The 21,618-nt window shown below is 62.1% G+C and carries 25 protein-coding genes; 8 read left to right on the top strand and 17 right to left on the bottom strand.

The features are described from left to right. The first annotated feature begins 84 nt into the window (after positions 1-84). The gene (locus FH041_RS08425) at positions 85-1,314 is read left to right on the top strand and encodes an acyl-CoA dehydrogenase (RefSeq protein WP_027914679.1); all 1,230 of its coding nucleotides are present in this window, start codon (positions 85-87) and stop codon (positions 1,312-1,314) included. Positions 1,315-1,337: 23 nt separating this feature from the next. On the opposite strand, the gene FH041_RS08420 is transcribed toward FH041_RS08425, so the two are convergent. Beyond that, positions 1,338-2,135 carry an OBAP family protein gene (locus FH041_RS08420; protein WP_033695034.1) on the bottom strand — a complete coding sequence of 266 codons (798 nt, stop codon included), beginning with the start codon at positions 2,133-2,135 and terminating at the stop codon, positions 1,338-1,340. A 177-nt stretch (positions 2,136-2,312) separates the two neighbouring features. On the opposite strand from FH041_RS08420, the gene FH041_RS08415 reads away from it, so the two are divergent. Both FH041_RS08415 and FH041_RS08410 read left to right on the top strand, forming a co-directional pair. Then, a complete protein-coding gene (locus tag FH041_RS08415; RefSeq protein ID WP_023536121.1) occupies positions 2,313-2,681 on the top strand; it encodes a histone-like nucleoid-structuring protein, MvaT/MvaU family in 369 nt (122 codons plus the stop codon). Beyond that, a complete protein-coding gene (locus FH041_RS08410; RefSeq protein ID WP_080992879.1) occupies positions 2,681-3,013 on the top strand; it encodes a hypothetical protein in 333 nt (110 codons plus the stop codon). Before FH041_RS08415 ends, FH041_RS08410 begins: the two co-directional genes overlap by 1 nt. Here the strand turns inward: FH041_RS08410 and FH041_RS08405 are convergent. The 7 genes from FH041_RS08405 to ribBA form a co-directional block, all read right to left on the bottom strand. After that, a complete protein-coding gene (locus FH041_RS08405) occupies positions 2,964-3,998 on the bottom strand; it encodes a TerC family protein (RefSeq protein ID WP_027914682.1) in 1,035 nt (344 codons plus the stop codon). The genes FH041_RS08410 and FH041_RS08405 overlap by 50 nt on opposite strands. 198 nt (positions 3,999-4,196) lie before the next feature. Beyond that, complete coding sequence (locus FH041_RS08400) at positions 4,197-5,504, bottom strand: substrate-binding domain-containing protein (protein ID WP_088522983.1); 1,308 nt, start codon at positions 5,502-5,504, stop codon at positions 4,197-4,199. 122 nt (positions 5,505-5,626) lie between these two features. Beyond that, a complete protein-coding gene (locus FH041_RS08395) occupies positions 5,627-6,775 on the bottom strand; it encodes an ABC transporter ATP-binding protein (RefSeq protein ID WP_088522982.1) in 1,149 nt (382 codons plus the stop codon). Between the two features lie 18 nt (positions 6,776-6,793). Then, entirely contained in the window at positions 6,794-7,603 is an 810-nt protein-coding gene (locus FH041_RS08390; protein ID WP_023536057.1) for an ABC transporter permease, read from the bottom strand. A gap of 5 nt (positions 7,604-7,608) precedes the next feature. Next, positions 7,609-8,526, bottom strand: coding sequence for an ABC transporter permease (locus FH041_RS08385; RefSeq protein WP_027914685.1), 918 nt, complete (start codon positions 8,524-8,526; stop codon positions 7,609-7,611). Beyond that, positions 8,523-9,548, bottom strand: a complete 1,026-nt coding sequence (locus FH041_RS08380; RefSeq protein ID WP_088522980.1) for an ABC transporter substrate-binding protein — start codon at positions 9,546-9,548, stop codon at positions 8,523-8,525. The genes FH041_RS08385 and FH041_RS08380 overlap by 4 nt, the downstream gene beginning before the upstream one ends. A 186-nt stretch (positions 9,549-9,734) precedes the next feature. Beyond that, positions 9,735-10,853, bottom strand: a complete 1,119-nt coding sequence (gene ribBA, locus FH041_RS08375; RefSeq protein ID WP_088522979.1) for a bifunctional 3,4-dihydroxy-2-butanone-4-phosphate synthase/GTP cyclohydrolase II — start codon at positions 10,851-10,853, stop codon at positions 9,735-9,737. A gap of 76 nt (positions 10,854-10,929) precedes the next feature. On the opposite strand from ribBA, the gene FH041_RS08370 reads away from it, so the two are divergent. From FH041_RS08370 to FH041_RS08350, 5 genes are all read left to right on the top strand, one after another. Next, complete coding sequence (locus FH041_RS08370) at positions 10,930-11,223, top strand: DUF1330 domain-containing protein (RefSeq protein ID WP_027914688.1); 294 nt, start codon at positions 10,930-10,932, stop codon at positions 11,221-11,223. A 48-nt stretch (positions 11,224-11,271) separates the two neighbouring features. Continuing rightward, positions 11,272-11,673, top strand: a complete 402-nt coding sequence (locus tag FH041_RS08365; protein WP_027914689.1) for a hypothetical protein — start codon at positions 11,272-11,274, stop codon at positions 11,671-11,673. A 134-nt stretch (positions 11,674-11,807) separates the two neighbouring features. Continuing rightward, the gene (locus FH041_RS08360) at positions 11,808-12,029 is read left to right on the top strand and encodes an MbtH family protein (protein ID WP_028686977.1); all 222 of its coding nucleotides are present in this window, start codon (positions 11,808-11,810) and stop codon (positions 12,027-12,029) included. Further along, positions 12,026-12,745 (top strand): thioesterase II family protein, encoded by a 720-nt coding sequence (locus FH041_RS08355; protein ID WP_140174394.1) that lies wholly within the window; start codon positions 12,026-12,028, stop codon positions 12,743-12,745. Before FH041_RS08360 ends, FH041_RS08355 begins: the two co-directional genes overlap by 4 nt. A gap of 112 nt (positions 12,746-12,857) precedes the next feature. Further along, the gene (locus FH041_RS08350; protein WP_165919251.1) at positions 12,858-13,928 is read left to right on the top strand and encodes a DUF1615 domain-containing protein; all 1,071 of its coding nucleotides are present in this window, start codon (positions 12,858-12,860) and stop codon (positions 13,926-13,928) included. Positions 13,929-13,991: 63 nt separating this feature from the next. Here the strand turns inward: FH041_RS08350 and FH041_RS08345 are convergent, their stop codons facing one another. From FH041_RS08345 to FH041_RS08305, 9 genes are all read right to left on the bottom strand, one after another. After that, on the bottom strand, positions 13,992-14,855 hold the full coding sequence (locus FH041_RS08345) for a metal ABC transporter solute-binding protein, Zn/Mn family (protein WP_088522977.1): 864 nt from the start codon (positions 14,853-14,855) through the stop codon (positions 13,992-13,994). After that, positions 14,852-15,751, bottom strand: coding sequence for a metal ABC transporter permease (locus tag FH041_RS08340; RefSeq protein ID WP_027914694.1), 900 nt, complete (start codon positions 15,749-15,751; stop codon positions 14,852-14,854). The genes FH041_RS08345 and FH041_RS08340 overlap by 4 nt, the downstream gene beginning before the upstream one ends. Further along, positions 15,748-16,497: a metal ABC transporter ATP-binding protein gene (locus tag FH041_RS08335; protein WP_088522976.1), complete on the bottom strand. Its 750-nt coding sequence runs from the start codon at positions 16,495-16,497 to the stop codon at positions 15,748-15,750. The genes FH041_RS08340 and FH041_RS08335 overlap by 4 nt, the downstream gene beginning before the upstream one ends. Further along, a complete protein-coding gene (locus tag FH041_RS08330; RefSeq protein WP_027914696.1) occupies positions 16,494-17,396 on the bottom strand; it encodes a metal ABC transporter substrate-binding protein in 903 nt (300 codons plus the stop codon). Before FH041_RS08330 ends, FH041_RS08335 begins: the two co-directional genes overlap by 4 nt. 17 nt (positions 17,397-17,413) lie before the next feature. After that, a complete protein-coding gene (locus FH041_RS08325; protein ID WP_027914697.1) occupies positions 17,414-17,983 on the bottom strand; it encodes a DUF6162 family protein in 570 nt (189 codons plus the stop codon). Next, positions 17,980-18,300, bottom strand: a complete 321-nt coding sequence (locus FH041_RS08320; RefSeq protein ID WP_027914698.1) for a hypothetical protein — start codon at positions 18,298-18,300, stop codon at positions 17,980-17,982. The genes FH041_RS08325 and FH041_RS08320 overlap by 4 nt, the downstream gene beginning before the upstream one ends. After that, positions 18,297-18,836: a thiamine pyrophosphate-binding protein gene (locus tag FH041_RS08315; RefSeq protein ID WP_088522974.1), complete on the bottom strand. Its 540-nt coding sequence runs from the start codon at positions 18,834-18,836 to the stop codon at positions 18,297-18,299. Before FH041_RS08315 ends, FH041_RS08320 begins: the two co-directional genes overlap by 4 nt. Next, positions 18,833-20,026 carry a PepSY domain-containing protein gene (locus FH041_RS08310; protein ID WP_027914700.1) on the bottom strand — a complete coding sequence of 398 codons (1,194 nt, stop codon included), beginning with the start codon at positions 20,024-20,026 and terminating at the stop codon, positions 18,833-18,835. The genes FH041_RS08315 and FH041_RS08310 overlap by 4 nt, the downstream gene beginning before the upstream one ends. A gap of 167 nt (positions 20,027-20,193) precedes the next feature. Then, entirely contained in the window at positions 20,194-21,528 is a 1,335-nt protein-coding gene (locus FH041_RS08305) for a lysine N(6)-hydroxylase/L-ornithine N(5)-oxygenase family protein (RefSeq protein ID WP_140174393.1), read from the bottom strand. Positions 21,529-21,618 lie beyond the last annotated feature (90 nt).

The raw sequence follows: 21,618 nt of genomic DNA, 5'->3' as shown, positions 1-21,618 counted from the left end.
AATACACGCCGAAAATAGACTAGGTGGATGACCCATGCCTGCCCTAGGCTTGCTTCATGTCATTAGACCCGAAGGAACCTGCCAATGGATTTCGCCTATTCGCCCAAGGTGCAAGCGCTGCGCGAGCGCGTGACTGCATTCATGGATACCTACGTCTATCCTGCCGAGTCCGTATTCGACCGCCAGGTGGCCGAAGGCGATCGTTGGCAGCCTACCGCCATCATGGAGTCGTTGAAGACCAAAGCGCGCGAGGAGGGCTTGTGGAACCTTTTTCTGCCTGAATCCGAATACGGTGCAGGGCTGACCAACCTGGAGTACGCCCCACTGGCAGAGATCATGGGCCGTTCATTGCTGGGCCCGGAGCCGTTCAACTGCTCGGCACCGGACACGGGAAACATGGAAGTGCTGGTGCGCTACGGCACGGCCGCGCAGAAGCAGCAGTGGCTGGAGCCTTTGCTGCGGGGCGAGATCCGCTCGGCATTCGCCATGACCGAGCCCGATGTGGCGTCCTCAGATGCCACCAATATGGCGGCCACAGCAGTGCGCGAAGGGGACCAATGGGTCATCAATGGCCGCAAGTGGTGGACCTCCGGCGCCTGTGACCCACGGTGCAAGGTGCTGATCTTCATGGGCCTGTCCAACCCGAACGGCCCGCGGCATCAACAACATTCGATGGTTCTGGTGCCGATGGATACCCCCGGTGTGAGGGTGCTCAGGCCTTTGCCGGTGTTTGGCTACGACGACGCCCCCCATGGCCATGCCGAGGTGGTGTTCGAAAATGTGCGGGTGCCATTGGAGAACGTGCTGCTTGGAGAAGGCAGGGGGTTCGAGATCGCCCAGGGCCGACTGGGGCCTGGGCGCATTCACCATTGCATGCGATCCATTGGCATGGCCGAACGGGCCCTTGAACTGATGTGCAAGCGCGCGGTTGGCCGGACTGCGTTCGGTCAGCCACTGGCGCGCCTGGGCGGCAATGTCGACAAGATTGCCGATTCGCGCATGGACATCGACATGGCACGACTGCTCACGCTCAAAGCGGCCTACATGATGGACACGGTGGGCAACAAGGTGGCCCGCAGCGAAATCGCCCAGATCAAGGTGGTAGCACCGAACGTGGCGCTGCGCGTGATCGATCGGGCGATCCAGTTGCACGGTGGCGCGGGGGTCAGCGCTGACTTTCCGTTGGCCTACATGTACGCCATGCAGCGCACGCTGCGCCTGGCCGACGGGCCCGATGAAGTACACCGGGCTGCGATCGGCAAGTACGAGATCGGCAAGCACCTGCCTGCGTCGGGTTCAGCGGCCCAACGCTGATTGCTGTGGTCACCCCGCCAGGCTCAGCGGGCCGAACGGCTGTTGGTATCGGCAGGCGTAGTGGTGGCAGGTTTGTGCAGATGCGCGCCCGTAGGGTCATCCAACTGAATGACGACGCCTTTCTGCCAACTGTCGGCGCCGGTGTCAGGCGTCGGAATGTCGATGTCAGCGCGCTGCTTGCGCGTCTGGGTGGTATCGATGCCCAGGCGACGATTGCGCTGCTCGACCATTGCAGGGTCTGCCTGACCGTCTGCCGTAAAGCCCATCATCAGTTGGGGCACGCCCATCGGCAGGGACTTGTCCTGGTCGGTATGCCAGGTATGCCACGTCTTGCCGTAGGTGGTGGCCAGGCGTTTCATCAAGGCATGCTCGGCAGGCGCAGGTATACCGGGCGCCACCAACTGGCCGGAGGACACTTCGTAACCGTGGCTGTGCCACAGGGCTTTTTCCTTGTCGGGTAAACGGGCGAACAACTTCTGATCGATGATGTACTCCACGCCCATGATCTTGGCCGTGGCCGTGCTGCCATCGTAGATCACGCACTGAATGACGTCTTCGTTGAGGATCGCACAGTAATGATGCGCTTCCATTTGAATATCCGGATGGCCGTTATAGAAGTGAAAGCCGTCCAGGTAGGCATTGAGTGCCTCAATGGGTGGTTTGGACTGTAACAGCGCCGCGCCTTTTTCAAGCCATTGCGTCCCGGGTTTTATTGGGGCGCCGGGTGTGTGTACGGGTGATGCGGTTTTGGCACCTGAGCAACCGGCGAGCAGGGCGCTGGCGATACACAAGCCAAGAAGGCTGGGGAACGGGTTGGGCATGATTCAGTCTCCGCTGGGTGTGCGCAACAGACCGCTTGCAGGGCACTAACATTTTCTTTGACGGACAGACGGTAATGCGGTCTAGTTAGTCAAGCGGGTTGAACCAAGCGTATGTTCGACTGCACTAACAAGTTACTGAAGTTTTATTGCCCGTCGTACTGAAAAGGAAACGTCCCCATGTCTCGTCTTGCAGAGTTTCGACAACTGGAACAGAAATTGGCTGCCCAACTTGCAGAGCTGGAAGCCATGAAAGGTAGCCCTGAGCTGCAGAAAGAAATCGAGTTTGAAACCAAACTGCGAAATCTGCTGGCCAAGTACGAATACAGTTTGCGCGACATCGTCAACCTGCTCGATCCGAAAAACGGTCAACGTCCCGCTGCGCCTGCTGCGTCCCAGAAAGCGCCGCGTCGTGCTCGGCAAGTCAAGCAGTACAAGAACCCTCACACCGGTGAAGTCATCGAGACCAAAGGTGGCAATCACACCAAGCTCAAGGCATGGAAGGCAGAACACGGCGCAGATGAAGTGGAAAACTGGCTGGCCAAGTAATGCCTGCCCAGCGTTACCCCACGACCCCGGACGGCCGCTATTTCGTTGTCCGGGGGCGGTTGTGGCGCTGTACCGACCCCTCCCTGTCCGAGGCTGAGCGTCAGCACTGGGTGCATGCCCTGATGGACGCCCGCAGAGCTGTAAAGGACGCAAAAGCCGACAACGATCCCGATCAGTTAACCCGCGCCCGTGCCCAGGTTCAGACGGCAAAGGTGGCGCTGGGTGAGCGGGGCCCTGTCTGGTGGGCCGACGGGAGCCCGGACTTCAACCGGCGCATGGCGGTCAATACTCCTTATGCCCAGTGGTTCCAGTCGCTTGATCCGACTCAGTAATCGCAGCCTTGCCCTGACCACGGGTTTTTATCAGCGACACCAGCACACCGCCCAGCAGCAGTCCGAACGTGACACCCAACGACAAGAGGGCGGGCACCTTGCCAATCAAGCCGTGGTAGAAGATCTTGCAACCGATGAAGATCAGCACGAGCGCCAACGCATATTTCAGGTACACGAAACGGTGCATCAGTGCCGACAAGGCAAAGTACAGCGAACGCAGGCCCAAGATGGCAAAGATATTGGATGTGTAGACGATGAAAGGGTCCTGAGTAATGGCGAATATTGCCGGAACACTGTCTACCGCAAAGACGAGGTCGGCCAGTTCAATCAAAACCAGCGCAAGGAACAGCGGCGTAGCGTGGCGCACAGCATGGCTGCCCCCGCTGGGCGTGATGTGCACGAAAAACTTCGAGCCGTGGATCTGATCGGTCACGCGCATGTGCCGCCGCACAAACTTCAGAATCGGATTGTTGGCCAGGTCCGGTTGGCTGCCTTCCTTGGACAGCGCCATCTTCACGCCGGTAAAAAGCAGGAAAGCGCCGAAGATATAAAGTACCCAGGCAAAGTTCTGCACCAGGGCCGCACCTACGCCAATCATGATGGCGCGCAACACCACCACACCGAGAATGCCCCAGAACAACACGCGGTGTTGGTACCGCCTGGGAACGGCGAAGTAGCTGAAGATCATCGCCATGACGAAGACATTGTCCATCGACAACGACTGCTCGACGAGAAACCCCGTGTAGAACTCCAGCGCCGGCTGCGCGCCCAGGTAGTACCAAACCCCAACGCCGAACAGCACGCCAACGCCAAAATAGCCCGAATACAGCAGCAGGCTTTCGCGCATTTCGATTTCACGGTCATGGCGATGCAGCACGCCCAGGTCGAGCACCAGCAAGCCGACGACGATGGCGACGAAGATCAGCCATAGCCAAGCGCTGGTGCCAAGAAAAGGTGTGGTGAGAAAGGTGTGCAGAGCTGTCATGAGCCCCTCCTGGTCGGTCGACGTTGCGTGGCAACAGTGATCCGACATGGCGGCTGGCAACCGTCAGAGGGGCCCGGTATCACTTAAGCTTGAGCGTAGATCCATTTGTGGGGCACGCCGAATGGGCAGCTGTTACATTTTTTTGCGAAGGGCTTTCGATGCGCTGACGGCTCAGGTCTTGGTGCAGTACTGCAAGCCTCAATAGACCCAGACCTCGACGCGACGGTTGCGCAATCGGCCTTGCTCCAGCTCGTTACCGGCCACCGGCATCTGGTCACCTAACCCCGCCACCTCCAGCACCTCGATACCCCCGCGCGCCAGCGCCTGGCGTACCGCCTCGCCGCGCAGGCGCGAGAGCAGGGCCGCGCGTCCCGGTGTGTCCTTGGGGTCGCCGAAGCCGACCAGCACAGCCTTGCGCTGCTGCTTGCTGGCCTGGTTCAGGTAATCGATGATCCGCTGCACATCCTGGATGGCCTTGCTGTCCAGGGCGGCACTGCCCGGTTGAAAGCGCAAATTCACGCTCAGCCGCTGGGCGTGCTCTACGAGGTCGCGATACCGGGCGGGCATGTCCGGAACAGGCACCACCCGCTGGGCCACGACCTGTTGTGACACAAAGCCTTGTTCGGCCACGATGGCCTGCCCAGCAGGGCTCTGGATGAAGTCGATCAATGCGGTGGCTTGAGGGCTTGAGGGAGTGGGCAGATACAGGAACAGGCGACGTGACAGGGGGTAGTTCTCGCTGGCCACCAAGGCGCGTTCGGGCAGCTGCGCCGCAGCGGTGCCTTCGGCCACTGCCAGCACCTTCGTCCCGTGTGTGGTCGAAAGGCCGGAGAATCCGATTGCCTGGCGATCACCCGCTACCTGGGCGGCCAGACGATCGCCGGCTTCGAAACGCGTGGCTGTCCGCGCCAGGTTGACCTGCCCAGGCGCCAGTACCCGTGCTTTGAACGTTTCGAACGTCCCGGAGCGTTCGTCCCTGGCGTACAGGTGGATGTCGCCACCGGCCACTCCCAGTTGCTCCCAGCGCTGTATCTGCCCGCTGAAAACCTGCGCTATTTGATCCAGGGACAACTCATGCAACGGGTTGGCAGGATTGACGAGGATGGCGACACCGTCCAATCCGATCACATGTTCGGCGGCAGGGGCCCGCAGGTCACCAAATGCCTGCAATTGCCGCGCTTCGCTGTCATTGATCGGACGTGAGGCGGCGACCAGGTCGGCCTCGTTACGAGCCAAGGCAGAAAAGCCCGTGTTCGTACCATGTGCCGCGATGTCGACCCGAACGGCTACGCCGTCGGCGCGGGTCGCCGTGATCACTGACTCATTGTCAGACTGACCGCGGTGAACCTGCACCTGGGTGGCGAGCTCAGCACGCAGTTGCGCCAGTACCAATGCCGGTAACAGGGCGCTGCCAAGCGTGTTGGAGCCCTGGATGCGCAGAGGCACGGACTCGGCCCAGGCCATCACCGGTAGCATGGTCAACAGGAGGGCGAACAGGCGGGCCATGCCGATTGGACCTTTACGGTGGGAATGGCCTGAGCGTAAGACAGTGGCGTGATAGTGTGATGACAAGGCGGCCGTGCGCAGGCATTAGCGCACGGCCTGATACGTGGCGTCAGCTCCTCGGCTCAGTGAGCGCCGGCCGATTTGCTCAGGTCACTTTCTGCCCATTGGGTATAGATACACGCATCGGCCACGGCCCAGCGTACCTTGACGGTGTCGCCTGGCTGCATCGGCATGCCTGCCGCCGAAAGCGCCTTGACCGTCAACGATGTACCGCCTGCTGTGATCACATGACAGGTTTGGCTTTCACCCAGGAACAACACCTCGCCGACCGTGGCGCTGACTTCATTCCAGCCCGCAGGCAGAGGTTGCTCGGCAGCTTGCTGAGCAGTCAGGGCCAGGGCCTTCTCGGGTCGCACCATGATCAGGGCATCCTGGTCCTGGCTCAGGCCTGGGGTCAGGCGGATGGCCACGCTCTGGCCTTCGAAGCTACCGGCGCCGTTGCCATTGGCCTTGATCCGCAGGAAGTTGGAGTTGCCCAGGAACGAGGCGACAAACGCGTTGGGCGGGTTCTGATACAAGTCGTAGCCACTGCCAAGGCCCACGATTTTGCCATGGCTGAAGATCGCGATGCGCTGGGACAGGCGCATAGCCTCTTCCTGGTCATGGGTGACGTAGACAATGGTAATGCCAAGACGCCGGTGCAGTTGGCGTAATTCGTCCTGCAGGTCTTCACGCAGCTTCTTGTCCAGGGCACCCAGCGGCTCGTCCATTAGCAGGATGCGCGGCTCGTAGACCAGCGCCCTGGCGATGGCCACGCGTTGCTGTTGCCCGCCAGACATCTGCGAGGGCTTGCGGTGCGCGAAGGGCTCCAGTTGCACCAGCTTGAGCATGGCATCGACACGCTTGCGTGTTTCAGCCGCACCCAGCTTGCGAATGGCCAGGGGGAAGCCGATGTTGTCGCGCACGTTCAGGTGCGGAAACAGAGAATAGCGCTGGAACACCATGCCGATGTCGCGCTTGTGCGGCGGCACGTTGACCAGCGATTGGCCCTCCACGAGTATCTGGCCGCTGCTGGGCGTCTCGAAGCCAGCCAGCATCGAAAGGGTGGTGGACTTGCCGGAGCCGCTGGAACCCAGGAAGGTCAGAAATTCGCCTTCCTGAATGTCCAGGTCCAGGTTGTCCACGGCGGTGAAGTCGCCGTAATGCTTGTTCAGGCCGCGCAGGCTGACCAGGGCCTTGCCACGCGCGTTGTCTTGGATCACTGCACTCATGGGTTAATCTCCGCGCGCTCAGGCGTTGGTTTCGGCACGCCGGCGCAGGGCGGCGGCAAGGAACATCACAAGCAGCGACAGACCGATCAGCAAGGTCGATGCCACGGCGATTACCGGGCTGAGGTCCTGGCGCAGGGTGGTCCACATCTTTACCGGCAGTGTCTGCAGATCGGGGCTGGCCATCATCACGCTCAGCACCACTTCGTCCCAGGACACCAGAAACGCGAACAACCCGCCGGCGATCATCCCAGGCCGGATGGCCGGGAAAGTCACCTTGAAGATGGCCTGCAGGCGCGAGGCGCCGCAGATGACGGCGGCGTCTTCGATTGACTGGTCGAACAGCTTCAGGGAATTGATGATGGAGATGATGGTGAAGGGCAGGGCGACGATCACGTGGCTCACCACGAAGGCGAACAAAGTCCCGGTGTAGCCCAGCTTGAGGAACAAGGCGTATACCGCCACGGCGATGATCACCAGGGGCACGATCATGGGCATGGTGAACAAACCGTACAGCAGTTCGCGCCCCGGGAAGCGCCCCCGTACCAGGGCAAAGGCCGTGGGCAGGCCCAGCAGCACTGCCGCAACGGTGGTGAGCACGGCGACCTTTAGGCTGGCCAGGGCCGCGTCCATCCACTCAGGGTTGGAGAAAAACTGCCCGTACCATTTGAACGTCCAGCCCGGCGGCGGAAACACCAGCCATTGGGATGAGCCGAACGACAGCAGCACGATGAAGACCACCGGCAGCAGCAGGAAGGCAGCAATCACGCCGGTGGTCAAGTACAGGCCGGTGCGAAGCGGCCGGCCCATGGCGTTGGGAGACAAGAGCATGTGGTTTACCTCGCAGTGCCAACCGGGGATTCCGGCTGCAGCTTCAGGTACAGGTAGAACAGCACCAGGGTGATGACCACCAGCAAGGCGGCTGCCGCGCTGGCCAGGCCCCAATTGAGGAACGACTGCACCTGCTGGATGATGAATTCAGGCAGCATCATGTTCTGCGCCCCGCCCAGTAGCGCCGGGGTGACGTAGTACCCCAGCGACATGACGAACACCATCAATGCCCCGGAGAACAGCCCCGACCGGCACAGCGGCAGAAACACTTTCCAGAAATTGGTCCACGGGCTGGCACCGCACACCGAGCCTGCCTGCAGCACCATCGGGTCGATGGCATGCATGGTTGCCTGCAGCGGCAGCACGATGAACGGGATCATGATGTAGCTCATTCCGATCACCACGCCAGTGAGGTTGTGCACCATCTCAAGTGGGCTATCGATGATGCCCATGGCCATCAGCATTTTGTTGATGACCCCCGAGCTTTGAAGCAGCACCAGCCAGGAGTAAGTGCGTGCGAGCAAGCTGGTCCACATCGACAGCAGTACGATGTTCAGCAGCCACCGGCCCCAGCCCTTGGGCACCAGCGTGATCGCCCAGGCCAGCGGAAAGCCCAGCAGTACGCTGATCAGCGTTACCAGCCCGGCCACCGAAAAGGTGTTGAACAACACCCGGGCATAGGCCGAGTTGGCGAACAGCTGTTCATAGTTGCCAAGGCCAGGCGTGGGCTCGAGCACGCCGCGCAGTAACAGGCCAACCAACGGTGCGAAGAAAAACAGGCCCAGGAACAGCAGGGCTGGCAGCAGGTTGCGGCTGCCCTTCCAGCGCTGGCTCAGGGAGGCGCGCCGTGGCCCGGCCCCTGGAGCACCGGTGCCCGAAGGGGCACCTTGGGCGTTATGCAGGGCATTGATCGCGACTTTCATTTGACCAGCCACTCATTCCAGCGGGCGGCAATGGCCTGGCCGTTCTTGGCCCAGTAGGCAAAGTCCAGGGTAACCTGATCCTGCGCATAGGCAGTCGGCAGGTTCGGGGCCAGGTCCTTGTCCAGCTTGGCGAGGCTGTCGGTATTGACCGGGGCGTAGGCCGTCTTGTTTGCAAACTTGGCCTGGCCTTCGGCGCTGCTGGCATTGGCCAGGAACTTCATGGCCGCATCCTTGTTCTTCGCGCCTTTGGGCACGACCAGGAAATCGGCCATGACCAGGTTCTGTTTCCAGCTCACCCCTACAGGCGCGCCGTCTTGTTGCAGGGCGTAGACGCGGCCATTCCAGAACTGGCCGAGGGAGGCTTCACCGGAGGCCAGCAGCTGTTGCGACTGCGCACCGCCGCCCCACCAGACGATGTCCTGCTTGATGGTGTCGAGCTTCTTGAAGGCGCGATCCAGGTCCAGCGGGTAGAGCTTGTCCGGTGCTACGCCATCGGCCAGCAGCGCCAGTTCCAGCACACCTGGGCTTGGCCATTTGTAGAGGGCGCGCTTGCCGGGGTAGGTCTTGGTGTCGAACAGCGCGGTCCAGTCGGTTGGCTTGCTGGCACCGAGCTTGCCTTCGTTGTAGCCGAGCACGAAGGAGAAGAAGAACGAACCCACGCCATGATCGGAAACGAAGCGCGGGTCAATCTTGTCGCGCTGGATCTGGGAAAAGTCCAGAGGTTCGAGCAGGCCTTCGCTGGCAGCACGCAGGGCAAAGTCAGCCTCGACGTCGACCACGTCCCACTGCACGTTGCCGCTTTCGACCATGGCCTTGAGCTTGCCGTAGTCGGTCGGGCCGTCTTGCACCACCTTGATGCCGGTAGCCTTGCTGAACGGGGCTGCCCACGCTTGTTTCTGAGCATCCTGGGTCGTTCCGCCCCAGCTTACGAAATTCAGGCTCTCAGCCGCCTGAGTGGCCTGGCAGGCCAATGTCAGGAGGCTGGCCGACAGCACTGCGGTTACACGTTTGCTCAACAGCATGATTACGCCCTCGTTGCTTTTTGTTATTCGAGGCAGGGCTTGTGGTGCGCCCGCCAACAGTATTCGGGGAGCAGCGGTAGACAAATTCAAGGTCTACGGAATGTCATATTATGGTATTCCAAACTTTTCGCAAGTAGCAGCAGGCTACCGGCCATCATTTGGTCGATGGCCATGCAGGCTGCGCGATCAGCCAGCCATTGGCTCGAACGGTATGCTCTGCACCACTTCCAGCTCGTAGCCCGCCAAGCCTGCATACTTCAAGGGCGGACCCAAATGACGAAGCTTGCCCACGCCCAAGTCTTGAAGTATCTGCGCACCAGTGCCGACCTCCGAATACACCTTCGAGTGCCCGCGCCGGTAGGGGCGCTGGGGTTGGGTCAATTGCGGCACACGTTCGAGCAGCGCCTGGGAGGACTCATGGTTGGCCAGGATCACGACCACGCCTGCGCCTTCCTCAGCCACTTTCTGCAGTGCCGCCCACAACGTCCAGTTGGCCGGGCCCGCCCACTCGGCGCCGACCAGGTCGCGCAGCGGATCGATCACGTGCACCCTCACCAGCGTAGGCGTCTCACGGCGCAGTTGGCCCATGACCATGGCCATGTGCACGCCGCCGTCGATACGGTCCTCATAGGTGACCAGGCGGAAGGTGCCATGCACCGTGGGCAGCTCACGCTCCCCGATGCGCTTGATGGTCTGCTCGGTGCTCAGCCGGTAGTGGATGAGGTCGGCAATGGTGCCGATCTTGATGCCGTGGCGGGCCGCGAAGGCTTCAAGCTCGGGCCGACGGGCCATGGTGCCGTCGTCGTTGAGCACCTCGACGATGACCGACGCCGGGCTCAAGCCTGCCAGGCGGGCCAGGTCACAGCCGGCCTCGGTGTGCCCTGCGCGGGTGAGAACACCGCCTTCGCGGGCGCGCAACGGGAAAATATGCCCAGGCTGCACCAGGTCTTCCGGGCGCGCATCGGCGGCCATGGCAGCTGCCACGGTGCGTGCGCGATCGGCGGCGGAGATGCCCGTGGTGACGCCGGTCGCGGCCTCGATCGAGACGGTGAAGGCGGTGCTGAACATGCTGCCATTGGCCGGAACCATCTGTTCCAGGCCCAGGCGCTGGCAGTGCTCATCCGTCAGCGTCAGGCAGATCAGGCCACGGGCTTGCTTGGCCATGAAGTTGATGGCCTGTGCGTCGCAGTATTCGGCGGCGATCAGCAGGTCGCCTTCGTTCTCACGATCTTCATCGTCCACCAACAAGACCATCTTGCCTTGCCGATAATCCTGGAGAATTTCATCGATGCTGTTGAAAGGCATGTCGAGTGCTCGTGCTGAGAGTTATTGTTTATGGTATACCATCATACACAAAAGCCCCCACGCAGGAGACAAGCGGATGAAGGCCTATTGGATTGCCCATGTGGATGTGACCGACCCGGTTCAATACCAGCAGTACACTCAGCGTGCCCCGGCAGCCTTCCAGGCCTACGGTGGGCGCTTTCTGGCCAGGGGAGGGCGCAGTGAGGCCTTGGAAGGGCGGCCTACGCCCCAACGCAGCGTGGTGATCGAGTTCGACTCCTATGACCAGGCCGTGGCCTGCTATCGATCCGACCTTTACCAGCAAGCCTGCGGCCTGCGCCAAGGTGCGGCGTGCGCCGAGGTGATCATCGTCGAGGGCGTCGCGCCATGACACCACCGGGCGTAGCACGGGTGCCGCAATCCTGGCTATGCTTGGGCAATGACCAACTCTGTACCATTGCGCCAACCTTGCCCGCCCGGTGCGTGCATCTGCGGTCGCGATCAGCTGGCCACCGAGTGCGAGCCTGCTCGGCGCATCCTGCTGCTGACCCGGCAGGAAGAAAAGCGCCTGCTCGAACGCCTGGAGAACCTTCAGGACATCGAGGATCTCTATCGCCTGCAACGTCGGCTATATGACAACCTGGGCATCCGGCTGCATATCGCACCGGGCCATCATGAAGTGCGCACCATGCGCGGGATCGTCATCGAGCTGGACGATCAGCCTGGGTTGTGCCGCAAGACGCGCCAGGCCATACCGGCGGCCATACGCAAGGGGCTCGAACGAAATCCGCAGGTTGCCTTCCGCCTGCTCGACACCCACGACCTGTTGCGCGATACCTGACCGAACCGGCCCCACATCCACAGGCCGGCCCGGCATCGCCCGGTCGCCTAATTTTTTCCACTCCCTGCACGTCTACTTGAGAGTTCCCCTGCGCCGCGCGCGCAGTGGCAATCCCACTCAAGGAGGCAGGCAACATGACTTCAGTTTTCGACCGTGAAGACATCCAGTTCCAGGTCGTGGTCAACCACGAAGAACAGTATTCGATCTGGCCGGAATACAAGGCGATCCCCGAGGGCTGGCGGGCGGTGGGCAAAGCAGGGCTGAAAAAGGACTGCCTGGCCTACATCGATGAGGTGTGGACCGACATGCGTCCGCTCAGCCTGCGTCAGAAAATGGCTGAAGCCGGCGCACAGTGACGGTGATCAATCTCCTGTGCCTGCCGTATTCGGGGGCCAGTGCGATGGTGTACAGCCGGTGGCGCCGCGCGCTACCGGCGTGGTTGCAGGTTAGGCCAGTGGAATTGCCAGGCCGCGGCGCACGCATGGCCGAGGCGTTGCACACCGACATGCAGGCGCTGGCCCGACAGCTGGCCCAGGAGCAGCGCCTGGCGACCAGTACGCCTTATGCCTTGCTCGGCCACAGCCTGGGCGCGCTGCTGGCCTTCGAACTGGCCCATGAACTGCAGGCGCTTGGTTGCCAGCCACCGCTGGCGCTGTTCGCCTGCGGCACTGCTGCGCCTACCCGCCGGGAAGACTATGACGGCAGGCACTGGCGCGAGCCGAAGTCCGACACCGAGCTGATCGATGAATTGCGTGAGCTGCAAGGCACGCCAGAGCAGGTGCTTGCCAATGATGAACTGATGAGCCTGACACTGCCGATCCTGCGCGCTGACTTTCTGCTGTGCGGGACCTACGCCTATCGCCAGCGGCCCGCGCTTCGCTGCCCGTTGCACGTACTGGGTGGCCAAGATGATCGGGCCAGCGACGAGCAGCTACGGGCCTGGCAGCACGAAACCCAGGGCTCGTTTTCGCTGCAGGTGTTCCCTGGCGGTCACTTCTTCATCCATGACCACGAGTCAGGCGTGCTGGCGGCATTGACCAGGGCGTTGGAACCGCTGCGTCTGACGGGTTGATTGACGTCTCGCCCACGGTCGGCGAGGCTAGGGGCTTTGAACCCCCAGGACAGACCATGCTGATCAATCCCTCTGCGCGCCCGTTGGCAGGAGCCCACCTCTGAACGGGCGCATGCTGGCCGCAGCCGTTCTGGCCCTGGCCGTGTTGCAAGGGTGTACGGGGCGCCGAGCGTCCGTACCCCAAGCCGACCCTGCGCAGGTGCACGCCGAGCTGATGCGCTTGTTGCCCGCCAAGGCTGGCGACCGGGCCGGCTGGGCCGCTGATATCCAGAAGGCGTTCCAGGCCCAAGGTATCGAGCCTTCAAAGCGAAACCTGTGCGCGGTACTGGCTGTGACCGAGCAGGAGTCCACCTTCAACGCCGACCCCCAGGTGCCCCAGCTGGGCCGTATCGCGCGCGAGGAAATCAATCGGCGGGCTGCCCGTGTGCATGTGCCCAGAATGCTGGTCGACGGCGCGCTGCAAACCCCGTCTGGCAATGGCAAGACCTACGCACAGCGCTTGCAGGCAGTGCGCACCGAGAAGCAATTGAGCGAACTGTATGATGAGGTGATCGCGCGGGTGCCATTGGGCCGTACCTTGCTGGGGGGGCTCAACCCGGTACATACCGGCGGCCCGATGCAGGTGAGCATCGACTTTGCCGAGAAACACGCGCAAGCCTATCCCTACGCACGCGAGGGTAGCGTGCGCCAGGAAGTGTTCACGCGCCGCGGTGGCCTGTATTTCGGGATTGCGCATCTATTGGGCTATCCCGCCAACTACGAGCGTCAGCTCTATCGGTTCGCTGACTTCAACGCTGGCTGGTACGCCAGCCGTAATGCGGCGTTTCAGGCGGCGCTCAGCCAGGTCACCGGGATAGATCTGGCGCTGGACGGTGACCTGATTGCGCCTGGGTCGATCATGCCCGGCACCACAGAAAGGGCAGCACGTCAGCTGGGTCGGCAGTTGGGCCTGCGCAACCCGCAGATTCGCAGTCAGCTGGAGCAGGGCACCGAACTGGATTTCGAAGAGACTCGGCTGTACCGGGAGGTGTTTGCCCTGGCCGATGCCAGGGCCGGCCGTGCATTGCCGCGGGCCGTGCTGCCGGGCATCGAGCTCAAGAGCCCGAAGATCACCCGCAAGCTGACCACTGCCTGGTTTGCCGAGCGGGTGGATGGGCGCTATGAGCAGTGTATGAGTCGTTGAGTAAGTGCGGGTCTGCTCTTCTTATTCGGCCCTTATGCTCCACACAGGTACTGCGCTACCCCTTCAGCCTTGGCCTAATGCCTCGACGATCAGATCAACGCTGCTCTTCAAGCCTGCCAGCGTGTCGTCGGTATCGCTCTGCACGACAACCAGCTTCGCGCCGCTGTCTTTGATGACCTGCGCCACGGCGGCCTCTGGTTGCCGATGATCCAGGACCAGGGCCACGTCCTGGTTTTTGAGGTTGTCGGCCAAGGCTTTGAGCGCAGCGGCATCCCACTCGGTGGGCAGCGGCTGGTCCACCAGGTCCAGGTTCAATCCGCTGGCCAAGTAACCCAGCCGCTCCGAAAGGCTGACGGTGGTCAGGTTTTCCACCTTGGCCAGACGCGTCTGGCTATTGGCGGCCAGCGCCAACACTTGCTGCTTGAAGCCGGCAAGGTTGGTTTTAATGCGTGCCTTGTCCGCAGGTGACAGCCGCTCCAGATCATTGGCCACGACATCGGCCATGCGGCCCAGGTTGGTGGGGCTGAGCCATGGGTAGCCGGCGTAGGCATCAGCCCCCGTCACGGCGATGCCTGGCAATGCACCATCGACGGGGCGAGCGGCGTCGATTTCCACGATGCGGATATTGCTGCGCCGCGCCACCGGATAAAGCGGATCGTCTCGCCAGATCGAACGCACGCCGATCACAGCGTCAGCCTGCTGGGCCGCCTTGTGCAGGCTGGCTTCGCCACGACCACTGAAATATGACGGCTGGCGGCTGGCGGGCAAATTCGCCGGCGCAGCGCGTTTGAGCTCAACCGAAGTGCCTTCGAGCAAGGTGTTGGCCAGGCTGTGGGTCACCGGCAGGGTGGTCAGCACCTGGGTGGCCGAGGCCAGGGACGGCAGGCTGGTAAGGGCGACGGCCAGACACAGGCGTTTGAGGTTCATGCCGGGTTTCCTTGCAGACGTGGGACGAGCGCGCGGGCCAGGGCGGCCAGGGCGAAGCAGAGGCCAGCGACCAGAATGATCGCGGCGCCGGACGGTACAGGCAGGTCGAAGACAATGGGCAGCAGAATGCCGAACAGGGTGCTCAGGGTAGCGATGAACACCGAGATGAAGAAAAAGCCTTTCAATGACTGGCTGACCAGGCGCGCGGCAGCCGCGGGGATGACCAGTAACGCGCCCACCAGAATCGCACCGATTACTTTGACCGCGGCCACCGTGACCAAGGTCACCAGCACCACGAACAGGTAGTCCAGGGTTTTGACCGCCACCCCGCGTACAGCAGCCAGTTGCGGATTGAAGCTGGCCAGCATGATGCGGTTGTACAGCGGCAGCGCCAAGGCCAGCACCAGCACGGCGACGATTCCCAACACGACCAGGTCCTGACCGCTGACGGTCAACACCGAACCGAACAGCACGTTTTCCAGAATGTGCACGTTGATCCTGCCGGCCAGCATCAGCAGCAGGCTGGCGCCCAGCGCCAATGACACCGACAGGAACACGCCAATCAGCGTGTCGGGCGACAAGCCGGTGCGATTGCGCAGGAAATTCAGCAGGATGCCGAACAGCAGGCAATAGCCGAACAGGCTGCCGTAGGGCCCAGTATAGGGTTCGCCCAACAGGATGCCGATGGCCACGCCAGTCAGCGCCGCGTGGCCGACCGCTTCGGAGAAGAAGGCAAAGCGCTTGACCACCACCAATGTGCCAAGGCCACCGAGCACCGGCCCGATCATCAACCCTGCCAGCAGCGCATTGACGACGAAGCCGTAGGCCAGCGCTTCGGGCAAGTAGCCTTGAACGGCCCACTGCTGCACCAGTTCACGGAAGGATTCGAAACTCATGAGGCAAGGCTCTCGCTGCGCGGATGGACGGAGAACAGCCCGAGCAGACGCTCAGGGGTGAGAGCCTGGGCAGGCGGTGCATCGAACAGCACGCGGCGGCTCAGGCCGGTTACCCGGTCAGCCAGCCGCAGCACGGCTTCAAGGTCATGCTCGATCCACAAGACAGTGGTGCCGGAGCGACGCCAGCTGGCCAGCAAGTGCTCGAACACACGAATACCCGCTTCGTCCAGTGCCGACATGGGTTCGTCCAGTACTAGTAGTTGCGGTTCGGGAATCAGCCCTTGCGCCAGTAGCACCCGCTGACGCTCACCGCCCGACAGTGCCCCCATGCGCCGCTTGCGCTTGTCGAGCATGCCGACGTGGGTCAGGGCCGCCTCGATGGCCGGCTGGACACGCTTGGACAACCCTAGGAAGGCGGGCTGGCGCTGACACATGGCAGCCATGAAGTCGTCCACGGTCATGGGCAAGCCGCGGTCGAACTCCAGCGCCTGAGGCACGTAGCCGATCACCTCCCGCTCGCTGGGCCAGTGCATGGCCAATCGGCCCTGATGAGGCATCTGCCCCAGCAGTGTCTTGATCAGCGAGCTCTTGCCGCCCCCATTGGGTCCGACGATGGCATGCACCGAGCCGGCCGCGACGCTGAAACTGACCTGTTCGAGAATGCGCGTACGGCCCAGTTCGAGGTTGACCGCCTCGAACTCGATGCGAGGTCCACAAACCGGCAGCACCTGAGTGGCGGCGGTCATGCGCGGTTCTCCTCGATGGCGCGCACCACTGTGTCGAGGTTGCGCTTCATTTCGACCTCATACTTGTCCTTGGTGTATTCGCCGTAGGAAATATGCGTCAACGGGTACAAGCGCACGCCGGATTCACGCTGGATCGTTTCCACATAGGCCGAGGGGAAGTCCATTTCCGAGAAGATGACGCGCACATCCAGCGCTTTGAGTTGGTCGATGGTTTTCTTCAGCTGAGCGGGACTGGGCTCGATGCCGTGGGCAGGCTCCACCACGGCGGTGACTTCCAGGCCAAAATCACGCACCAGATAATCGTAGGCAGCGTGGATCGTGGCCACCCGGAAGGTGGCACCAGGCGCTTGGCTCACCTTTGCCAAGGCCTCTGCACGCAGGGCACGCAGACGCTTGGCATAGGCCCGCGCATTTTGCGTGTAGAGTTTCGCGTTTTCCGGGTCCAGCTTGCCCAGCTCCCGGGCAATGTTATTGACCTGCGCAATGGTGGTGCTGATGGACAGGAATGTATGCGGATTGACGACCTTACCAGCGCCGCGTGCGGCAATGCCGGTTGCCGCGAGCAGAGGCACGTTCTGGTTCGATTCGATGGTGGCGATGTTCGGTTTTTCGCTGGCCGCGATCATGCGGTCGGCGAAGTCGTCATGACCGACGCCGTTGAGCACGACCACATCGAGCGTGCCGATGCGCTTGATGTCCTCGGCGCGAGGCTCGTAGGCATGCGGGTTGAAGCCAGCCGGAATCAACGGCACCACCTCGGCTTTGTCGCCAACGATGTTGCTCACATAGCTGTAGTAAGGGTGCAGGGTGATGCCGATACGCAGCGGTTTGCCGGCGTCGGCCAGGGCAAAGGCGGGTAGGGCGCAGGCCAGGAGCAGGGCGAGGGCGGAGCGAAGCATGGAACATTCCTTTGGAGTCAGTGACGGTGTTCGCGGGTGACACCGGCGTCGTAGTGGCTGACGACCTGGCGCCAGCCGGCGACGATCAGGCTTGCCGGGGCAAGGTCATCGACCGATGAGCTGGGGCTGTCTCTAAGGAGCCAGACCTCGGCCTCGGCGCCAGCTTCGGCGGGCAGGATCATCAGCAGGTCGCCGGCGATTTCCGGCGCCTGGCTGCGGCCCAGGTAGGCGCCGTCGGCCAGCAACGACCAGTGGTGATCGCCACGGCCCTGGCTACCGGCATCAACGACGAAAGGCGGCAGACCCTCGGCCGCCAGTGTTTGCACGTCGGGCACGGCGCCCTCTTCCTCGCGAAGGTACTGGATTTCGTCGAAGGCCACCCGCAGGTCGGTGTAGAGGCCTTGCTCAGCCGGCGTCAGGTCCCGCCGAGCGTCAATTTGATGGCTGGCGATCGGCTGATCGTCCACACGCTCCCCACGCACCAGCACGACGCTGGCTGCCAGGGCTACGATAAATGCACTGACCATCAGCACATACAACGTTTCATGCCCGGCGCCGGCCGGGCGAATCACCTGAACCCGGCTCATGGTTGCGAAATGTCGGCGTAGTCGACTTCGACCACATGGCCAGGGCCTGCGTCGAACAACACGTAGAATTCACCATCCGGGCGCTTGAAGGTGAGGGTGGAGTCATCCCCGAGCTTGCCGCCGACCAGCACCTGTTCGTCGTAGCCGATCACGTCCAGGGTTACACCAGGTGCACCGCTACCGTCAGAAAAGCCGCCAGTGCATTTGATCTGACTGCCTGGCACTTCCTCACATTCACACATGGGGTTGTGTGCCATGGCAGCCGTCGCGGTCAACAGCAGTGAAGGGAGCATGAGCCTACGCATGAGGTGTTTCATTTGTTGCCTCCTTGTTTCTTGAGCCAGGCCACGGTGGCTGGCGATGCCTGGGCCAAGGGCACCGAGGCTTGATGCATGCTGCCGTCCCAGCCTTCAAGGGTGATCCACACTTGGGCATCTGGCCGAGTACGCGGCGCAATCGGAAGGGAGGTACCCATGTGGTAGGGGGCCCCGAAGAAAATGGTGCCGGCGGCGCGCAGGCTGCGCGGCTTGCCGATGCGCAGGTAGGTGGCTTTCACCTCTTGGGCGCAGCCTTTGCAGAGCGAGGCATTGAACACCTTGAAGTAGCCGGCCGGACCATCGGCCTGGGGCACTTCGTCACGCATTTCAGCCAGGTCCAGGCTGTAGGGCCCTACTTTGATATCACGTATCACGTTCGCGCCCAGCCCGGCTTCGCCGCGAAACAGCTTGGCGTCGGCAAAGTACTGGGGCATGAAGCCCAGCGGGATCAGGAGCAGCAGAATGTTCAGGTGAAACCGCCACTTCAACCAGATCTGCTTCAATGGCCGTTGCTCAAGGGTGTGTGCCTGGCTCATGGTTGGGTCTCCAGGGTAGGCTCGCGCTGTGCGACGCGCGGGGCGCGCTCGCTGCGCTTGAGGGCGGCGGCGGTAGCTTGGGCGGTGCGCTTGGTCCAGATGAGCAGGCCGCTGAACACCATCAAGGTCAATACCAGGCCGAAGAAGAACCACACCAGTTTGATCGGCAGCCCGCCGAAGTCGCCGGTGTGCAGCGGACGCATGGATTCGGTGACGAACTCCAGGGGCGTGCGGTCGCTGATGCGGAACTGGCTGTCGACCTGGCGGGTGTAGGGGTTGACCGAGGCATTCTGGAACATCAACGGGTACCACCCCGGCCCCGAAAGGCTGATATGGCTGTACGCCGTGGCGGGCAATATCACGAAGCTGACCTCAAGGCCCGGTACCGCTTGCCCGGCAATGCGCACGGCTTCGTCCAGGTCGATGCGTGGTGCCGGGGTGCCGTCGGTGGTCTGCGGCACGTCCTCGCGTGCAATCACCGGCACGATGGGGCGTGTGGAAATCGTGACGTGGTTATCGCCCAGAATGGCCTGGATCAGGAACCAGGTACCGGTAATGGAAATGACGGCGATGAACCAGATGGACCAGACGCCGGCCAGGCGATGCACGTCCCCCCAGAAAATCCGCGAGCCGTGACCGGTGCGCACCGGCTTGAAGAACCCCCTCCAGAATTTCTTGTACACCACCAGCCCTGTGACCAGGGACGCCAGCATGGGCAGGCCCAGTAGTGAAACAAGGTACCAGCCCCAGCTGTAACCGTTGGTGAATGGCACCAGCCACCACCCATGCAAGGCGCGGGTGAAGGCTTCGAAGTCGAAGTCGGGCGTCTTGCCCTGGATGGCCCCGGTGTAGGGGTTTACATACAGCGTGGGGCTGGTGCCGTCGGGCAGGGTAACGTTGGCAATGACCGCGAAGTGCGAGCCGTCGGGCTGGCGAAGCATGTCCACGATCATCTCGGGCTCGGCCTTGTGCAGCGCATCGAGCACTTGCTGGAAACTCAGGCGGTCCACGTCGGCATCGGGCTTGTTGGCGCGGACCGCAGGGTCGGCCAGCCATACGATTTCCTGGCTGACCACCGCGAGCATGCCGGTGAAACACACGATCAGGACAAAGAACCAGATCGGCAGCGCGAGCCAGCTGTGGACCAGGAACCAGAGCCTGGACTTGGATTTTTTCGGAGTTTTGGCCATCAGACGATCTTCACAATAAGGGGTCGAGCTTAAGCCCAACCCTGGAGAGCTGTATTGATAAGGACGAATGAGAATCGAAATTCCGTCGATTTAAATGCAAGGAAATGTTTCAGGCTGAGGAACCGGCCCCCTGCACCTGAAACGGGGGGCCGGTGGCGAAGCGTCTGTCAGGCGCGGGAAAGGACCGCTTCTGGCAGTGGCAGGGTGCGCAACGATGGCAGGTCGTGATAGAGCGCACGGCCAATCTCGGCGGCCCGCGAGGGCAGAACCGACAGCAGCGTGTCGCTCAGACCATGGCTGTTCTCGCAGAAGCCTTGCAGGTACACCGACGCCTTGAGGTCGGGGCTGGTCAGTACGCGGTAGTTGCGATCGACGTTGAAGTCCTCCAGGTAGCCAGCCAGGGGGGCCAGCAAGTCGCGGTGCGAACGGCGCTCGTAGCCGGTGGCCAGGATGACGGCATCGTAGCGGTGGGTCTGTTGCTGGCCGGTGGCCAGGTCGCTGAGGGTCAACTCGATGCCTTCTGAGGTGCCCACCACCGCTTCGACCTGGCGCCGGCACAGCACGTTGTGGCGGAACTGATGGGCCACTTTTTGCCGATAGAGAATGGCGTAGATGCGCTCGATCAGGTTCAGGTCGACCACCGAGTAATTGGTGTTGTGGTATTCATCGAGCAACTTGCTGCGTTGATCGGCCGGTTCGTTGTAGACCAGGTCGGTGTAGTCGGGTGCGAAAATCTCGTTGACGAACGGGCTGTCGTCGGCCGGCTTGAGCGCCGAGGCGCGCAGGATCATGTCCACCTTCACCGACGGGTAGCTGTCGTTGAGATCGATGAACGCCTCGGCTGCGCTCTGGCCTGAGCCGATGACCGCGATGCGCATTGGTTTTCCGGCATTGCAGGGCAGCTGGCTGAGGCTGCTGAGGTAGCGGGAATGGTGGAACACGCGCGGGTCGTTCTTGAAGGCCGCGAACGTTTCCGGAATCTTCGGTGTTCCGCCGCTGCCCACCACGACCGAACGGGCCCTGCGGGTGTATTCCCGGCCTTCGGCATCACGGGACACCAGGCGCAGGTGCTCGACGCGGCCTTGGGTGATTTCAGGTTCGATACGCAGCACTTCTTCACCGTATACCGCCTGGGTCGCGAAATGTTCGGCAGCCCAGCGCAGGTAGTCGTTGTATTCCAGTCGGCAGGGATAGAAGGTGCCCAGGTTGATGAAGTCGGCCAGGCGCTGTTTCTGGTGCAGGTAGTTGACGAAGCTGTAGGGGCTGGTGGGGTTGCGCAGGGACACCAGGTCCTTGAGGAAGGAGATCTGCAACTCGCTCTGGGTGGCGAGGGTTTCACCGTGCCAGCAATAGTCCTGCTGCTTCTCGATAAATAGCGCGTCAAGGGCGCGCCCCTGGCTTTCGGCCAGCTCTTCGAGGGCGATTGCCAGCGCAAGGTTGGACGGGCCGAAGCCTACGCCGATCAGATCTTTGATGGTTTCCTGCTGTGTGGCTTGGGTCATGGCCGCGATTCCATAAGGTCGATGTGGACGCTCACCGGTGATCCGGCTACCGCGCTGGTACATCTTCTGGAACGAGCCAACCGACAGGGA

The sequence above is a fragment of the Pseudomonas sp. SWI7 genome, assembly GCF_006351945.1.
Lineage (GTDB): Bacteria > Pseudomonadota > Gammaproteobacteria > Pseudomonadales > Pseudomonadaceae > Aquipseudomonas > Aquipseudomonas fulva.
The sequence above is the reverse complement of the archived record's forward strand: the minus strand, read 5'-3'. Positions and strand labels throughout refer to the sequence as shown.

What these genes read in the sequence shown, in the direction of transcription:
- FH041_RS08425 (WP_027914679.1), top strand. Translation starts at nt 85, where the DNA reads ATGGATTTCGCCTATTCGCCCAAGGTGCAAGCGCTGCGCGAGCGCGTG.
- FH041_RS08420 (WP_033695034.1), bottom strand. Translation starts at nt 2,135, where the DNA reads ATGCCCAACCCGTTCCCCAGCCTTCTTGGCTTGTGTATCGCCAGCGCC.
- FH041_RS08415 (WP_023536121.1), top strand. Translation starts at nt 2,313, where the DNA reads ATGTCTCGTCTTGCAGAGTTTCGACAACTGGAACAGAAATTGGCTGCC.
- FH041_RS08410 (WP_080992879.1), top strand. Translation starts at nt 2,681, where the DNA reads ATGCCTGCCCAGCGTTACCCCACGACCCCGGACGGCCGCTATTTCGTT.
- FH041_RS08405 (WP_027914682.1), bottom strand. Translation starts at nt 3,998, where the DNA reads ATGACAGCTCTGCACACCTTTCTCACCACACCTTTTCTTGGCACCAGC.
- FH041_RS08400 (WP_088522983.1), bottom strand. Translation starts at nt 5,504, where the DNA reads ATGGCCCGCCTGTTCGCCCTCCTGTTGACCATGCTACCGGTGATGGCC.
- FH041_RS08395 (WP_088522982.1), bottom strand. Translation starts at nt 6,775, where the DNA reads ATGAGTGCAGTGATCCAAGACAACGCGCGTGGCAAGGCCCTGGTCAGC.
- FH041_RS08390 (WP_023536057.1), bottom strand. Translation starts at nt 7,603, where the DNA reads ATGCTCTTGTCTCCCAACGCCATGGGCCGGCCGCTTCGCACCGGCCTG.
- FH041_RS08385 (WP_027914685.1), bottom strand. Translation starts at nt 8,526, where the DNA reads ATGAAAGTCGCGATCAATGCCCTGCATAACGCCCAAGGTGCCCCTTCG.
- FH041_RS08380 (WP_088522980.1), bottom strand. Translation starts at nt 9,548, where the DNA reads ATGCTGTTGAGCAAACGTGTAACCGCAGTGCTGTCGGCCAGCCTCCTG.
- ribBA (WP_088522979.1), bottom strand. Translation starts at nt 10,853, where the DNA reads ATGCCTTTCAACAGCATCGATGAAATTCTCCAGGATTATCGGCAAGGC.
- FH041_RS08370 (WP_027914688.1), top strand. Translation starts at nt 10,930, where the DNA reads ATGAAGGCCTATTGGATTGCCCATGTGGATGTGACCGACCCGGTTCAA.
- FH041_RS08365 (WP_027914689.1), top strand. Translation starts at nt 11,272, where the DNA reads ATGACCAACTCTGTACCATTGCGCCAACCTTGCCCGCCCGGTGCGTGC.
- FH041_RS08360 (WP_028686977.1), top strand. Translation starts at nt 11,808, where the DNA reads ATGACTTCAGTTTTCGACCGTGAAGACATCCAGTTCCAGGTCGTGGTC.
- FH041_RS08350 (WP_165919251.1), top strand. Translation starts at nt 12,858, where the DNA reads ATGCTGGCCGCAGCCGTTCTGGCCCTGGCCGTGTTGCAAGGGTGTACG.
- FH041_RS08345 (WP_088522977.1), bottom strand. Translation starts at nt 14,855, where the DNA reads ATGAACCTCAAACGCCTGTGTCTGGCCGTCGCCCTTACCAGCCTGCCG.
- FH041_RS08340 (WP_027914694.1), bottom strand. Translation starts at nt 15,751, where the DNA reads ATGAGTTTCGAATCCTTCCGTGAACTGGTGCAGCAGTGGGCCGTTCAA.
- FH041_RS08335 (WP_088522976.1), bottom strand. Translation starts at nt 16,497, where the DNA reads ATGACCGCCGCCACTCAGGTGCTGCCGGTTTGTGGACCTCGCATCGAG.
- FH041_RS08330 (WP_027914696.1), bottom strand. Translation starts at nt 17,396, where the DNA reads ATGCTTCGCTCCGCCCTCGCCCTGCTCCTGGCCTGCGCCCTACCCGCC.
- FH041_RS08325 (WP_027914697.1), bottom strand. Translation starts at nt 17,983, where the DNA reads ATGAGCCGGGTTCAGGTGATTCGCCCGGCCGGCGCCGGGCATGAAACG.
- FH041_RS08320 (WP_027914698.1), bottom strand. Translation starts at nt 18,300, where the DNA reads ATGAAACACCTCATGCGTAGGCTCATGCTCCCTTCACTGCTGTTGACC.
- FH041_RS08315 (WP_088522974.1), bottom strand. Translation starts at nt 18,836, where the DNA reads ATGAGCCAGGCACACACCCTTGAGCAACGGCCATTGAAGCAGATCTGG.
- FH041_RS08310 (WP_027914700.1), bottom strand. Translation starts at nt 20,026, where the DNA reads ATGGCCAAAACTCCGAAAAAATCCAAGTCCAGGCTCTGGTTCCTGGTC.
- FH041_RS08305 (WP_140174393.1), bottom strand. Translation starts at nt 21,528, where the DNA reads ATGACCCAAGCCACACAGCAGGAAACCATCAAAGATCTGATCGGCGTA.